13 protein-coding genes are annotated in these 14560 nt (G+C 69.4%); 6 read left to right on the top strand and 7 right to left on the bottom strand.

The window, feature by feature from the left end:
- Positions 1-970, top strand: a 970-nt coding sequence (locus tag KEG38_RS49370; RefSeq protein WP_272427906.1) for a class I SAM-dependent rRNA methyltransferase, incomplete at its 5' end; no start/stop codon positions are given.
- Between the two features lie 49 nt (positions 971-1019).
- On the opposite strand, the gene KEG38_RS49365 is transcribed toward KEG38_RS49370, so the two are convergent.
- The 7 genes from KEG38_RS49365 to KEG38_RS49335 form a co-directional block, all read right to left on the bottom strand.
- On the bottom strand, positions 1020-2672 hold the full coding sequence (locus KEG38_RS49365; RefSeq protein WP_272419697.1) for a serine/threonine protein kinase: 1653 nt from the start codon (positions 2670-2672) through the stop codon (positions 1020-1022).
- A gap of 131 nt (positions 2673-2803) precedes the next feature.
- Positions 2804-3994 (bottom strand): M20/M25/M40 family metallo-hydrolase, encoded by a 1191-nt coding sequence (locus KEG38_RS49360; RefSeq protein ID WP_272419698.1) that lies wholly within the window; start codon positions 3992-3994, stop codon positions 2804-2806.
- Between the two features lie 543 nt (positions 3995-4537).
- Positions 4538-5302, bottom strand: coding sequence for an acyl-ACP--UDP-N-acetylglucosamine O-acyltransferase (lpxA, locus tag KEG38_RS49355; protein ID WP_272419699.1), 765 nt, complete (start codon positions 5300-5302; stop codon positions 4538-4540).
- Between the two features lie 118 nt (positions 5303-5420).
- On the bottom strand, positions 5421-6248 hold the full coding sequence (locus KEG38_RS49350; RefSeq protein WP_272419700.1) for an SIMPL domain-containing protein: 828 nt from the start codon (positions 6246-6248) through the stop codon (positions 5421-5423).
- 207 nt (positions 6249-6455) lie between these two features.
- A complete protein-coding gene (locus KEG38_RS55905) occupies positions 6456-8204 on the bottom strand; it encodes a serine/threonine protein kinase (protein ID WP_272419701.1) in 1749 nt (582 codons plus the stop codon).
- An 8-nt stretch (positions 8205-8212) separates the two neighbouring features.
- Positions 8213-8851: a hypothetical protein gene (locus KEG38_RS49340; protein ID WP_272419702.1), complete on the bottom strand. Its 639-nt coding sequence runs from the start codon at positions 8849-8851 to the stop codon at positions 8213-8215.
- A 113-nt stretch (positions 8852-8964) separates the two neighbouring features.
- On the bottom strand, positions 8965-9672 hold the full coding sequence (locus tag KEG38_RS49335; protein ID WP_272419703.1) for a hypothetical protein: 708 nt from the start codon (positions 9670-9672) through the stop codon (positions 8965-8967).
- A gap of 245 nt (positions 9673-9917) precedes the next feature.
- Here KEG38_RS49335 and glgC point away from each other — a divergent pair, with 245 nt between their 5' ends.
- Genes glgC through KEG38_RS49310 form a run of 5 tightly spaced genes read left to right on the top strand, consistent with a single transcriptional unit; the run spans position 9918 to position 14515 of the window.
- On the top strand, positions 9918-11183 hold the full coding sequence (gene glgC / locus KEG38_RS49330) for a glucose-1-phosphate adenylyltransferase (protein WP_272419704.1): 1266 nt from the start codon (positions 9918-9920) through the stop codon (positions 11181-11183).
- A gap of 9 nt (positions 11184-11192) precedes the next feature.
- Positions 11193-11882 (top strand): metallophosphoesterase, encoded by a 690-nt coding sequence (locus KEG38_RS49325; protein WP_272419705.1) that lies wholly within the window; start codon positions 11193-11195, stop codon positions 11880-11882.
- Positions 11883-11938: 56 nt separating this feature from the next.
- Positions 11939-12841: a hypothetical protein gene (locus tag KEG38_RS49320; protein ID WP_272419706.1), complete on the top strand. Its 903-nt coding sequence runs from the start codon at positions 11939-11941 to the stop codon at positions 12839-12841.
- Positions 12842-12893: 52 nt separating this feature from the next.
- Positions 12894-13790 carry a 50S ribosomal protein L11 methyltransferase gene (locus tag KEG38_RS49315; protein ID WP_272419707.1) on the top strand — a complete coding sequence of 299 codons (897 nt, stop codon included), beginning with the start codon at positions 12894-12896 and terminating at the stop codon, positions 13788-13790.
- Positions 13787-14515 carry an RsmE family RNA methyltransferase gene (locus tag KEG38_RS49310; protein WP_272419708.1) on the top strand — a complete coding sequence of 243 codons (729 nt, stop codon included), beginning with the start codon at positions 13787-13789 and terminating at the stop codon, positions 14513-14515. The genes KEG38_RS49315 and KEG38_RS49310 overlap by 4 nt, the downstream gene beginning before the upstream one ends.
- Positions 14516-14560: the final 45 nt, after the last annotated feature.

The raw sequence follows: 14560 nt of genomic DNA, 5'->3' as shown, positions 1-14560 counted from the left end.
GAGCGGGCGCCTCGACGAGCGCGCGCTCGTCGAGCGGATCGAGCGCGCCTTCGCGCGTCGTGAGGCGTTCGTCGGGCCCGACACCGACGCCTACCGGCTCTGCAACGGCGAAGGCGACCACGTGCCCGGGCTCGTGATCGACAGGTACGCGCACGTTGCGATCGTTCGCCTCGACGGCGATCACCTCGATCCGTGGATCGAGAAGCTCGCGCCGAAGCTCGAGCGCTCGCTCGCGCGGCGCGGCGTGCGCAGCGTCGCGCTCCGCCGCGCCCGCGACGAGGCCGGCGATCGTCGCATTCGCCCGCTCGCCGGCGACGAGCCCGAGGACCGTGTGATCGTCCGCGAGAACGGCATGGCGATGGAGGTCGACCTCGCGCACGGGCAGAAGACGGGCGCGTTCCTCGATCAGCGCGACAACCGCGCCCGCGTGCGCTCGTTCGGCGCCCGTCGCGCCCGCGCGCTCAACCTCTACAGCTACGCAGGCGGCTTCTCCGTCGCGGCCGCGCTCGGCGGCGCCGCGCACGTGACCTCGGTCGACGTCGCCGCCGCCGCGCACGCGACCGCGCAACGCTCGTTCCGCGCGAACGGGCTCGACCCGGCGAAACACGCGTTCGTCACGGCCGATGCCTTCGCCTTCCTCGAAGCCGCGGCGCGTCGTGGGGAGAAGTTCGACCTCATCGTCTCGGATCCGCCGAGCTTCGCGCCAAACGAGCGAACGAAGCCACGCGCGCTCGCCGCGTACCGCAAGCTCCACGGCGCGCTCGCCAAGGTCTTGGCGCCCGGCGGGCTGCTCTGCGCGGCCTCTTGTTCGAGCCACGTCTCGGCCGAGGATTTTCTCGGCACGCTCGACGACGCCGCGCTCGGCCGGGACGACCTCTCGCTCGTGGCCATGCACGGTCAGCCGCCCGATCACCCCACGCTGCCCGCGTGGTTCGAAGGCCGGTACCTGAAGTTCGCGGTCCTCGCCTGACGGTTCGTCCTGGCGAACCCGTTGGACGTGAAACGATCAGGCGCGCTGCTCAGAACCCCGGATCACGCACCTTGGGCAGGTTGTCCTGGCTGCCCGACTTCGTGGTGCCGGTGCTCTTCGTGCTCGGCGTCTTCGTGGCGCCGGTGGGTGTCGTCGTGGTCTTCGTCGTCCCCGCGCCGGGGTTGTGCGTCGTGGGCTGCGTCGTCGCGCTCGTCGCAGGCGCGGCGCTCGCGACGGGCGGGGGGAGGGGGGTCGGCGTGGGCGCGGGCGTGGGCGCCGCGGACACCTGCGTGGCTGCGGGCTGCGTCGCGGCTTCCTGCTGCGTCGATCCTTGGGAGAACGCGATGACCGCGCCGCCGATCGCGAGCGCGCCGATCGCGGCGAACACCACGGCGAGCTTCTTCTTGCCGCCTCCTGTGAAGGCTGCGGCGTCGACATCGGCGACGATCGCGGCGGCCGTCGGCGACGAGGGCGCGCCTTGCGTCGCGGTGAGCGCGCCCGGCATCAGGCTCGCGCGGCCGTGCGCGATCGTGGCGACGTCGGTCATCGTTCCGGGCGGCGGCGGGATCGACTGCAGCCCCGGCGGGATCGTGGGCATGCGATTGCCGAGCAGGCCCGGCGGGATCGTCCCTCCGTTTGCCCGCGCCTGCGCGAGCAGCGCGGCGCGCTGCGCCTTGAGCTGCTCGCGTTGCTCGGCGCGTTCGTCGGCGACCTTGAGGCCTTCTTTGATCGCGGTGCGTCGCTTCTCGGCGCGCTCGCCGAGCATGGCCTTCACGAACGCGACCACGTCCTCGTCGGGCTGCCCCGCGAGCTTGAGCTCCGCGATCCCGCGATCGATCGCGCGCGCGAACTCCGCCATCGACGGGTAGCGCTTGTCGGCGTCCTTCTCGAGCGCCTTCATGACGATGCCGTTCAAAAGCTCGGGGCAGTCCTGCATCGCCGAGGCGAGTGAGGGCGCCGGATCTTTGTCGCAGATCCGGCGCAGCGTGATCATGTCGTTGTCTCCACGGAACGGGTGCTTCGAGGCGAGGAGCTGGTAGAGCACGATGCCGAGCGCGAAGACATCCGTGCGGCGATCCACGGCCTTTCCGAGCGCCTGCTCGGGCGACATGAACGGCACCTTGCCCTTGAGCTGCCCGTCCTTCGTCGCGCCCGTGTCCGAGACGGCCGTGGCCTTGGCGACGCCGAAGTCCACGATCTTCACGACGCCGTCGTACGTGACGAGGATGTTCTGCGGCGAGACATCGCGGTGCACGAGCCCCACGAGCGTGCCGAGCTCATCCTGCAGCTCGTGCGCGGCGTGCAGCCCGAGCGCGGCGTTGAGGCAGAGGCGCATCGCGATGAGCATCGGGACCCCGCCCTTTTGCCGCGCCGCGCGCGCGAGCTGACTGAGCGGCTCGCCGTCGATCCACTCCATCACGATGTAGATCAGTCCATCCTGCTCGCCGAGATCGAGGATCTCGCAGACGTGCGGATGCCGGATGCGCGACGCGAGGCCCGCTTCCGCGAGGAACATGTCCTCGAACTGCGGATCCTGCGACAGCTCGGGCAACATCGTCTTGACCGCGACGATTTTCTGGAAGCCGCGCGTGCCCTTCATGCGCGCGGCCCACACGACGGCCATGCCGCCCTGTGCGATCGGCACGAGCAATTCGTACCGCCCTAGCGTGTGTCCCGCCCCTACGTCCCCGAGCGAGCTCATGCGTCCCCCCTCAAAGCCCCGCACGTGCACAAAACGAGGCCGCCCGAGCACCTCGCCCGGTCTCGCAGCTCATACCTCGCCGGACCCTGCACGGTTGTCGTCCGTCAGGATCGCAGAAGGACGGTCGCGCCTCAAGAAGATCGCAACAAGCCGTCCGTGTCGAACTTCTGCATGCAGCCCAGCAAAAACCGCACGATCGCTTCCGCCTTCGGCACGAGCGTAGCCACCTCGATGCGCTCGTCGAGCGTGTGAAATCCCGTGCCGCGCGGCCCGAGTCCGTCGATCGAAGGGATGCCGAACGCCGCCGTCGTCGCCGCATCCGAGCCTCCACCCACGAGCGGTGCTTCGCCGTCTCCGAGCCCCGCGGCCCGCGCGCACGCAGCGTATGCCTCGTAGAGCGCAACAGAAGCCGCGGTGCGCTCGAGCGACGATCGAGCGATGCCGCCCGTCACCGTGATCGTCGTCCCAGGAACCGCCACTTCCTTCGCGGCCTCGGCGAGCGCGACGAGGAGCGCGTCTCCATCGGCGCGCCGCTCGTAGCGGAAATCGAGCTCGGCCTCGGCACGATCGGGCACCGTGTTCTTCGAGTGTCCGCCGCGGATCGTCCCCACGTTCACGGTCACGCCGCGCGTGTAGTTGGTGAGCTTTTGCGCGTGATCGATGAACCGCGCGAGCGCCCAGATCGCATTCGCGCCGTCCGCATGCGCGTTGCCCGCGTGCGCCGCTTTGCCCGTCGCGACGATGTGCGCGCTGCCCGTTCCCTTGCGCGACGTGATCACGAGATCCTTCGCGCGCCCCGCTTCGAACACGAGCGCCGCGCGCGCGCCCGCGACCTCCTCGGCGATCACACGTTGCCCCTCGGGCGAACCGACCTCTTCGTCCGACACGATCACCACGCGGATCGGCACGCGCGCGAGTAGGCCCACGTGCGCGAGCGCGCGCAGCGCTTCGAGCACCACCACGAGCCCGCCCTTCATGTCGAGCACTCCAGGGCCCCGCGCGATCGGTCCCTCGCGCCGGAATCCCTCGAAGGTCCCGGGCGGAAACACCGTATCGAGGTGCCCCACGATCGCCACGCACCCCGCGGCCGATTCCTCCGCTGCCTCCGTCCTCGCGACCCAGTGCGGCGCGTACCTTGCGCTCGCGTGGGACCGCACCGAGCTCACGCCTTCGAGCCCGCGGAGCTCCGCCGCGAGCATCTCGCCCACACGCGTCCCGCCCGGCACGTTGTCCGTGAACGAGTTCACCTCGACCAGCGCTTCGAGCAACGCGAGTGCTGCTTCTTCTCGCGCGCGGAGGCGCGCTTTCGCTGCCTCGATCATACGTGGAGCTTCGTCCAAAACGCCCGGATTGACGAGCCCTCCCGCACCTTGCCCGCGTGACGGCGTGCGCTACATGACAGGGAATCTAGGCGAGGCGCGGTTGTTGGTCGGGTGGGGTGCGCGGGCCGGATGAATTTGCTCCATACGCTAGAAATCCACGCATCGCAGATCTTCGTGGGCGTGGGGGTCTTCGGCGTGAGCCTCGCGCTCAGCCTGGCCGTGGTGGCGCTCGTGATCGTCCGGCTGGAGCCGGATCATTTCGAGGAGACGCGCGGCCCGGGTCGGTTCCTCGCCGATCGTCCGGCCTGGCAGCGCGCCCTCGGGATCGCCGGAAAGAACTTGCTCGGGTTTTTCCTGGTCATTCTGGGGATCGTGCTCTCCCTGCCCGGCGTGCCAGGACAAGGGCTGCTCACGCTCTTCATCGGGCTCGTGCTCATGGATGTTCCGGGCAAACGCGCGATCGAGCGGCGGATCATCGCGGTGCCAGCGGTCTTTCGTGCGTGCAACCGGCTGCGCGCTCGTTTCGACAAACCGCCGTTCACCCTAACGACGGGGCGGCGCGCGAAGGAACGCGACGAGCTCGCGGACGAACGGATCCGGATCGGATTCGATCCGCGCGAGGGCCTCGGCGCGCGGAAGATCCCCCACGAAGAGCGCACGAAAGGCCCGCTTCAGCGCGACACGTGATTCGAGCGGCACGCCCGTTCGTTCGAGCCCGACGCGGTTCAAAGCGCGCACACGCGCCCGGTTTCCCTCGGCGATGACGAACGGCGGCACGTCGCGCTCGACCATCGATCCACCCGCGAGGAACGAGCGCGCGCCCACGCGGACGAACGGCGCGACGGCTACGTGACCACCGGTCACCACGTAGTCCTCGAGCACGACGTGCCCCGCGAGCAATGTCCCGTTCGCAAGCGTCACGCGATCCCCCACGATCGCATCGTGCGCGACGTGCACGCCCACCATGAAGAGACCCGCGCTTCCGATGCGTGTCACGCCGCCGCCATGCCCGGTGCCGCGGTGCGCTGTCACGTGCTCGCGAAAGACGTTGTCGTCGCCCACGACGAGCGTGGTCGGCTCGCCCGCGTACCTTCGATCCTGCGGCGCGCCGCCGAGCACCGCGAACGAATGGACCACGTTGCGACGCCCGATCCTGCTGCCCGCCGCGATCACCGCGTGCGCGTCGATGCGGCAGCCGTCGCCGATCTCGCAGTCGCCCTCGATCACGGCGAACGGGCCCACGACGACGTCCGCGCCGAGCTTCGCCCCGGGATCGACGTGCGCGAGCGGATGGATCGAGACGGCCACGGGCGGCGCATTCTCGTGACCCGCGCCGCGCTTGGCAAGGCGAACGCCATCAAAGAAGCGCCGCGCGAGGGCCGACCGGCCGAAGCCTGCACGGCGCCTCGCGCGGCTGCACGATCGGTTACTGGTTCGCGAAGTGGTACCGCGCCGCCACGGTCGCCGTGATCGTGAGCTCACCCGGCTCGATCGTCGTCCTCAGCTCGCGCGACGCCTTCGCGATGCCCGCGTCGCGCCAGATCGGCGTCAGCCGGCCCTGCGAGCCATCCAGGCTGTGCAGCCCGAGCAACCGAACGCCCGACGAAGCCGCGAGGATCTTCGCGTTCCGCTCCGCGTCCACGACCGCGAGGTGCAACGCCTTGGCCTGCGCCTCCTCCGGGCGCGCGAGGAAGAACGAGATCCCCTCCACCACGTTCGCGCCCGCGCCGACGGCCGCGTCGATGACCTTCGCGGCCTGCGTCCCGAGCGCCTGCGCCTCCGCGAGCCGCAGCGTGACCGACAGCGTGTTCTGCGCGCGATAGCCGACGATCTTCGGCGCGCGGCCGGCCTCGGGCTTGCTCTGGACCGGATGGATCTCCAGCGTCTCGGTCTGCAACGTGAGGCCCTCGAGGCCGAGCTTCTCGATCGCGCTCGTCACGAGCGCCATCTTGCGCGCGAGCTCGCTCTGCGCCTGATCCAGCGTCTTCGCCTGGACCTCGACCCCGAGCTCGGCGCGCATCGCGTCCGGCTTCGCCACGATCTTGCCCTCGCCGCTCGTCGTGATGAACTCCGTGAGCTGCTCTTGCAGGACGATGTTCGCCTGCGCCTTGTCGCCCTCCTGCGCCCCGGCGCCGCTGCTCTTCTCCGCGGTCTTGGCCTGCGAGGAAGCGGCCGGGAAAACGAACGACAGGAGTCCGAGCGCCAGGCCCGCGAGCCGCCGCGAGCCGATCCGAAGTCGTTTCGCCATTGCCATGATGTCCCCCTTTCACGGCGCGGAGAGGCCTCTCCGCGCGCAATTCCCCCGACGGCGGACGAGCCGCCGCGTGCATCCAGGGCGAGCGTGGGGCCCGAGCCGGGCTTTGACCAGATGGGACGGACGGACGTCGCTCCGAAATCGAAACGGCCCGCTACGAAGGGAAAACGTAGCGGGCCGCCTCGGGGGAAATGCAGCGTCGAACGATTACTTGCACTTCTTGAAGAGACCGACCCCCGTGCATTTCGTGCCGGTCTTCGCCGTGCTCGTCGGCTTCGTCGTCGGCGTGGGGTTCGTCTTCGTCGTGCTGCCGCCGCCGCTGCCGCTCGACTTCGCGGTGTTCGCGGCCTGCGCCGTCTCTTTCGGGGCCTCGGCGAGCTTGTATTCCTTCTCGAACTTCTTGCCGGCCTCGATCGTGATGTCGTCGTTCTGCGTGACGTACCCGGCCTTCGAGAGCTCGACCTTGTGCGCGCCCGGCGCGAGCTTGAGCGTCGACGGATCCTCGATCGCCTTGTCGTCGACCTTGATCGTGTCGCAGCCCGGGCTGCACTTGATCGCGACCTCGACCTCCTCGGCCGCGGGCGGCGGCGTGGGCGGCGGCGTCTCGCCTGTGCTCGGGGGCGCCGCCGTGCTGTCACCGGTCGTGGTCGGCGCGCCCGTCGGCGTGATGGCGATCGGCGCGTTCGGGTCCTCGCCCTCTTTCTTGTCCTTGCCACCCGCGATGATGAACGCGCCCACCGCGCCGCCGATCAAGAGGACCGCCGCGACGCCGATGATGATTGGCAGCTTCTTCGAGCCGCCGCCGGCATCCATCGGCAGGCGCGGCGCCGCCGTCGTCGGCGCCGCCGGGCCGGGGCCCGGGCCCATGCCCATGCCCATGCCCATGCCCATATCCGCGTTCGCCGGCCCGCCCGGACCCATGCCGGGACCACCCATGCCGGGGCCGCCCATGCCCCCTCCGGGCGGAGGCGGCGGCGGGTAGCCCGAGCCATCATTCGAGCCGACGGGCTGGTACACCGGCACCGCGGCCGTCGGGCCCATCGGATCGGCGCCGCCGATCGCGGGGAACGCGATGGTCGCGCTCGTGGCCATCTCGGGCATGTTCGCCGCGGCGGAGAAGGCCACGGCGAGCTCGCTGGCCTGGCGGAAGCGCTCGTTCGGATCGAGCGCGAGCGCGCGGTTGAAGACCGCATCGAGCACGGGCGAGACCATCGCGCCGAGCTCCTGCGCGCGCTGCGACGCGGGCTGGCGAGGGCCGACGAGCTCGTGTTGCCACGAGGCGAGGTCGGGCTGCGCGCCCTGGCAGGAGCGCCAGTACGGCCGGCCCGTGAGCGCGTAGAAGAGCACGAGGCCCATCGCGAACACGTCGGCTGCGGGGCCCGCGGGCGCGCCGCCTTGCATCTGCTCGGGCGCGACCCAGGGCGCGGCGATCGCGTAGCCCTCGTTCGTCTGGACGTAGCTCCGCGCGAGGCCCGCGCCGAAGTCCATGACGCGCACGGCGAAGCCTTGCGGCGCGACGAACACGTTCGTCGGCTTGAGCGCGTGGTGCATGAGCTGCCGCACGTGGGCGTTGTCCAGCGTGCGCGCCATGTTCTGCGCGATCTGCGCGACCTCCTGCGGCGAGAGCGGGCGCTGCGAGACGAGCTGCGCGATCGACGGCGTTGGTGACAACTCCGTCACCGTGAAGGGCGCGGCGGTCTGCGGATCGTAGCCCGCGTCGAGGACCGGCAGCACGGCGTCGGGCGGCAGCCCGTTCGTCGCCGTGTAGATCTGCTCGATCATCGTCATCACTTCGGGGCGTTGCGCGATGTTCGGCGAGTAGATACGCACCGCCATCGCGCGCCCTGTCGCGTCGATGACGCGGTAGGTGGCCGAGGAGCCGCCGTGGCCCAGGAGGGCCTGGACCGAGTATTTTCCCGCGATGACGTAGCCGGGGGAGAGCTGGGGCGCGGTCACGACGTTCCTTATTCGGCCTTGATGGACTCGATCGCCTTGCTCACCGCGCCCATGCCGGCCTCGTCATCGTCGGCCGCGAAGCCCAGGCCGAGCAGCGCGGGTTCGCCGTCCTTGAGCGGCGCCTGCAAGACGAGCAGTGTGCCCTTCTTCTTCGCGCGCTCCGAGCCTGCCGCGGTCCAGACGTTGAGCTTGACGCCGTTGACCTCTTGCGTGTTGTCCGGCTTCTTCCAGTTGACCTTGTAGCCCTTCGGCAGGGTGACGGCGGTCGTCTTGATGAGCTCCGCGAGCGCCGCTTCACGCGCCGCAGCGTCCTTCTTCGCGTCCTTGTCCGGCGTGTACGAGCCGAACACGACGATCGCACCCTCCTCCGAGGCCTGCGCGATCGTCTGCGCCTCGCCCTGCGCGTACGTCCACTTCTCTGCGGGTTGGAAGGCGATTTTGGCGCTCTTGACCTTGGCGCTCGTTTCCTTCGTCGCGGCGCACTTCTCGTCGAGCGACTCGCACTTCGGCGGCGGGGGCGGCGTCTCGACGGTTTTCGAGGCGCCCTCGTCGACCGGCGTCTCGGGTTCGGGTGTCTTCCCGCCGCAGGCCGCGGCCACGAGAAGCAGAGCGAGGGGAGCGATTGCTTTGAAGGTGCGGTAGACCATGCGCAAATCCGAGCGTGTCAGATGCCGACCGGCGTCCGCAAGTATTTCGGGTCTCGCCCCCCCCACCTTCGCCGCCGGATCCTGGGGCGCGGGGAGCGCACGGGAGACGAAGCTCAGGGCTTCTTCTTCATGCCGGGCAGGTAGGCCTTCTCCGGCGCCTGCTCGAGGAACTCGATCTTCTCGGCCGTCATGATCCCGTACTTCGGGTTCGCGGCGGCGCCGGAGCTCGCCTTCGTGAACGTCACCGCGTAGGTGCCCGTCACCTTGACCTTCGCCCCGACATTGGGGATCGGGTTCGGCAGGTCCGCGCCCCAGAACTCGTCGGCGAGCTTCGCCTCGCCTTCCTTGCCCTTCGGCTGTTTGTCGATCGCTTCGATCAGCGTGAAGACCTGGGCGAAGTTCGAGGCCCAGCCCATGACGTCGATCATGTCCTTCGTCTCGCCCTTCTCGTCGGCGATCGCGAAGGTCGGGATCGGCGCCTTGCAGTCCGGCGGATCGCCTTTGCCCGTCTTGTGGATCGAGCACGCCGGCGCGTCGGCGTAGTTCGTCTTGACGATGTAGCCGACGATCGAGACCTGCTTCGCGTTGACGTCCTCGAAGTGCACGCGGCTGCGGAGATCGTGCGTGATGCCCCAGATCGTGTACGCGCCGTCCGGCGTCTTCTTCTGCTTCTGCGGGAGCGTCGGCACGGCGGGGAGCGCGGCCTTTTTGCCGCTCACGGCGGGCTTGGCCTTGTACGGCTCCTCCGACGGTCCGCAGCCGAGCACGGCCGAGCCTGTCACGGAGGCGAGGGCGAAAACGAGTGCATGTCGGACGTTCATGAGTCTCTCCGGGCCGCTCGAGGGTACGCCCTCGGGGACAGGCTGCCGCCCTGGGGCAGGGGGATTGGGCTGGAAAGGGCTAACACGATGGCGCACGGCGCGTAAAGAGATTCGCCGAAGGAGGGGAACCGACGCGCCTCGGTCCCTCATAATGAGGCGCTCGAGCAGGCCGACAGGCCCGTCCAAACTCGTCCCCGTCGTCGAGCGTCGCCTGGGCCACGAAGGTAGGGTAGTCTCCACGAACCATGCGCGAGACGAAGCTGCGCGCCCCGTTCGAGACTTCACGTGTCCTCGTCATGATCCTGGCGGGTGGAGAGGGCCGGAGGCTCGGTCCTCTCACCTCGGATCGTGCCAAGCCGGCGGTTCCGTTCGGCGGGCGCTACCGGATCATCGACATCGTCCTCTCGAACTTCGTCAACTCGGGGCTGCACAAGATCAAGATCCTGACGCAGTACAAGAGCGCGTCGCTCGACGAACACATCGCGCGTGCGTGGCGCTTGTCGCCGATGCTCGACAACTTCATCGAGACGATCCCGGCGCAGCAGCGCACCGGCAAGAGCTGGTTCAAGGGCTCGGCCGACGCCGTCTACCAGACCCAGCACGTCATCACGGACGAGTCGCCCACGCACGTCTGCATCTTCGGCGGCGACCACGTCTACAAGATGGACATGCGCCAGATGCTCGACGAGCACCTCGAGCGCTCTGCCGAGGTCACGGTCGCGGCCATCCCCGTCCCGCGCAAGGAGGCCACGCAGTTCGGCGTGATCGAGGCCGACGCGAGCGGCCGCATCATCGCCTTCCACGAGAAGGTCCCCGATCCGCCGCCGATGCCCGGCCACCCCGATCTCGCCCTCGCCTCGATGGGCAACTACATCTTCAACACGGGCCACCTGCTCGACGCGCTCGAACAGGACGCGAAGAACGAGCAGAGCGCGCACGACTTCGGCCGCGACATCATCCCGTACATGGTCAAGAACGGCAGGCGCGCGTTCGTCTACGATTTCCAGACGAACCGCGTTCCCGGCGAGGACGAGGGCTCGAACGCCTACTGGCGCGACATCGGCACGATCGACGCCTACTGGGCCGCGCAGATGGATCTCATCAGCGTGCAGCCCGCCTTCAACCTCTACAACCAGCGCTGGCCGATCCGCACCGCGATGAGCCACGATCCGCCGGCCAAGTTCGTCTTCCGCGACGAGTGGAACGCGCGCGTCGGCATCGCGACCGAGAGCCTCGTCTCGCTCGGCTGCATCATCTCCGGCGGCCGCATCCATCGGAGCGTCCTTTCGAACCGCTGCCGCGTGAACTCCTTCAGCCATGTCGAGGAGAGCGTGCTTTTCGAGAATGTCGTGATCGGGAGGCATGCCAAGATCCGCCGCGCGATCATCGACAAGGACGTCGAGGTCCCCTCGGGGGCCGAGATCGGCTACAACCTCGAGGAAGACAGGAAGCGCTGGTACGTGAGCGAGGGCGGCATCGTCGTCATCCCCAAGCGCGCCAAGATCGGCTGAGCGGGAGTGATGGGTCGAACGGTCGTGGTCGGCGACCTGCACGGATGCAGGTACGAGCTCGAGGATCTGCTAGGCCACATCGGGTTCGGCGCGGGCGATCAGCTGGTCTCCGTGGGGGACCTCGTCGTGCGTGGTCCCGATCCCGCGGGCACGATCGATCTGCTGCGCAAGCTCCAGGCGCGCGTCGTGCGTGGCAACCACGAGGATCGGCTCCTGCGCTACCGGCAGATGCCTCCGAGCATCGTGCCGCAACTCGGAAGCCTGCAGCGCGAGGTCGTGCGCGCCCTGCGCCGCAAGCACTGGGAGTTCCTCGCCTCGCTGCCGCTCTGGCTCGACCTGCCGGAGCACGGCCTGCGCGTCGTGCACGCGGGCGTCGATCCCGCGCTGCCGATCGAGCGCCAGAGCCCGCGTACGCTCATGTACGTGCGTTCGCTCAACGTGAGCGGCGTGCCCGAGGAGCGGCGCGGCTCGACCCTGTGGGGCGAGCGGTACGTGGGACCGCCGCATCTCGTCTTCGGGCACAACGCTCTCGAGCTCCCGCAGATCCACCGTGACGCGACGGGCATCGACACGGGCTGCGTGTACGGCGGCCGCCTCACCGCGATGGTGCTGCGCGCGGGTGAACACCCGCCTCCGCCCGAGGATCGGATGAGCGTCCTCGTGAGCGTGAAGGCGCGAAGGACCTACTACCCGCGCTGAACGAGTGATCGCACGGCTCTCGCCAACGACGCGCGTTTCCGGCTACCCTCAGGCCCATGCGCTCCGTCTGGCCTCGCCTCGCCGCGACGCTCGCCCTCACGGCTGCTTGCCATTCTGCGTTCGTCGTCGCGACGCCCTCCCTTGCGTTCGCGCAAGCTGCTCCCAAGGGCGACAAGGCCAGCGTCACCTCGCTCATCCAGCGCGGCAGCGCGCTCTTCGACGACGCCGAGTACGAAGAGTCGATCCAGACGCTCTCCGCCGCGCTCCTCCGCCCCGGCACGAGCAAGCAGGAGAAGATCGAGATCTACCGCCTGCTCGCCTACAACTACATCGTGCTCAAGCGCGTCGACGAGGCGGACGCCGCCGTGCGCGGGCTGCTCGTGCTCGACGAGACGTACACCTTGCCGCCGACCGAATCGCCGCGCTTCAAGGACTTCTTCAAGACGACGCGCGAGAAGTGGGAAGCCGAGGGCAAGCCGGGCCGCGAGACGATCGACTCGCCCGCGGCCGAAAAGCCGATCCGCATCATGCACACCTCGCCCGCGCAGGTGCCGCCGGGGACCTTGATCAAGCTCACGGGTCGCGTCGAGGATCCGGACGGCCGCGTGCGTGCGATGCAGCTCGCGTATCGCACGGGCGCCGATGGCAAGTTCGTCCTCGTGCCCGCGAGCTACACGCTCGGCGAGTTCCGCGCGCAGATCCCGAGCGACGCGGTCAAACCCCCGCTCGTCGAGTACTACCTGCAAGCGATCGACAAGGGCGGGTTGCCGCTCACCTCGCGTGGTGATGCCGCGACGCCGCTGCGCATCGCCGTGCCTGCGGCGCAGAAGGGCGGCGTCTTGTCGAGCCCGTGGTTCTGGGTGCCCGTCGGCCTCGCGGTCGTGGGCGGCGGCGTGGCCGCGACGTACTTCCTCCTCAACCAGCGGACCTCGACCGTGACGATTCGCGTGACGGAGTAGCCGATCTCGGGTGGCCCGAAGGCCCGATCCGCGCCAAAACCTCGTCTTCAAAATGACCGAGCCCGTTTATCCGTTCGTCGCCGTCGACGTCCCTCGCGATCGAGCCGAAGAGCTCGGCGCACACCTCTTCGATCTCGGCGCCATGGGCGTCGAGGAGCGCGACGAGCAGACGCTCGCGAAAGGCGCGGGCTCCGGGAAGGTGACCCTCGTCGCGAGTTTCTCCACGCGCGAAGAAGCCGACCAGGCGATCGCGGCGCTCGTCGAGGAGGACCCCTCGCTCGCGCCGCGCATCGAGGAGATCGTGGGCGACGCCTGGCGCGACGCCTGGAAGCAGCACTTCGAGCCGTTCCAGTTCACGTCCGACATCGTCGTCGTGCCGCCGTGGGTCGCCTACGAGAAGAAGCGCGCGGACGAGCACGTGCTCGAGCTCGAACCGGGCCGCGCCTTCGGCACGGGCCTGCATGCGACGACCGCGCTCGTCGCCGAGATGCTTCACGATCGTAAGAGCTCGTTGCCCGGCGTGCGTGTGCTCGACGTCGGCACGGGCAGCGGGATTCTCGCGCTCGTCGCGCTGATCTACGGCGCCGCGAGCGCGCTCGCGATCGACAACGACCCCGAGGTCATCGACGTCGTGCGCGAGAACGCCGAGCGCAACGGCCTCGCCGATCGCGTCGTCGTTCGCGAGCAGACGATCGAGCACGTGACGGAAACGTTCCCCGTGGTGCTCGCGAACATCGAGACGCGCGTGCTGCGTCCGATCGCGGAGGATTTGACGCGCGCGGTTGCTCCTTCGGGGCTTCTGATCCTCTCGGGCATCCTCGCGGCCGAGCACGACGAGATCGTCGCGCGGTACACCTCGCTCGCGCGCCCGCTGCGCTACCTCGAGACGCGACGCCGCGGTGACGGCACGGGCGACGACTGGGTCGCGATCGCGTTCGCTGCGTCATGAGGGGCCCGCTGCGTGTCCCCGTCGCCCGCGTCGAGGCGGGGTCTTCGATCCTCGACGAGGACGCCTCCCGCTACGTCGCGCGCGTCCATCGCAAGCGCCTCGGCGATCGCGTGGTGCTCTTCGATCCCGATCGCGCGATCGAGGCCGACGCCGAGATCACCGCGATCGATCGTGCAAGCGTCTCCGTCGTCGTCGAGGAGCCCCGCGCGGCCACGTTCCTGCCCGCGCGCCGCGTGACGCTCCTCCAGGCCACGTGCAAGAGCGACAAGTTCGACGCGATCGTCCGTGATGCGACCGAGCTCGGCGCGAGCCGCGTGGTTCCGATCGTCGCCGAGCGATCCGTGGGCCGCCCCGCAGACGGTCGCGCGGCGCGGTGGCGCCGCATCGCGGTCGAGGCCGCGCGGCAATGTGGCCGTGGCGACGCGCCGGCGATCTCGTCGCCGATGGAGCTCATCGAGGCCGTGCAGCTCTTCGCCTCGGGCGAGGGCGTCCATGGCTTTTGCCTGGATCCCGTGGCCGACGCGCCGCTCGGTCCGGCGATTCGGCGCCTCGGCCAGGAGGTCGAGCTCGCGTTCGTCGTGGGCCCCGAGGGGGGTTTGTCGCCGGCCGAGATCGAGGCGTGCACCTCGGCCGGCCTCTCGCGCGTCTCGTTCGGCCCGCTCACGCTCCGCGCCGAGACGGTATGCGCGGCGGTGCTCGGCGGCGTGGTGCTTCTCTCGCGATAACGCCTCGCGCCGGGGACAAACGCCGGGGACAAACGCGGGCCGCGG

The organism is Polyangium jinanense, assembly GCF_028435265.1.
GTDB classification, from domain to species: domain Bacteria; phylum Myxococcota_A; class Polyangia; order Polyangiales; family Polyangiaceae; genus Polyangium; species Polyangium jinanense.
Note: the sequence above shows the minus strand (reverse complement) of the source record. Positions and strands in the feature narration are given on the sequence as shown.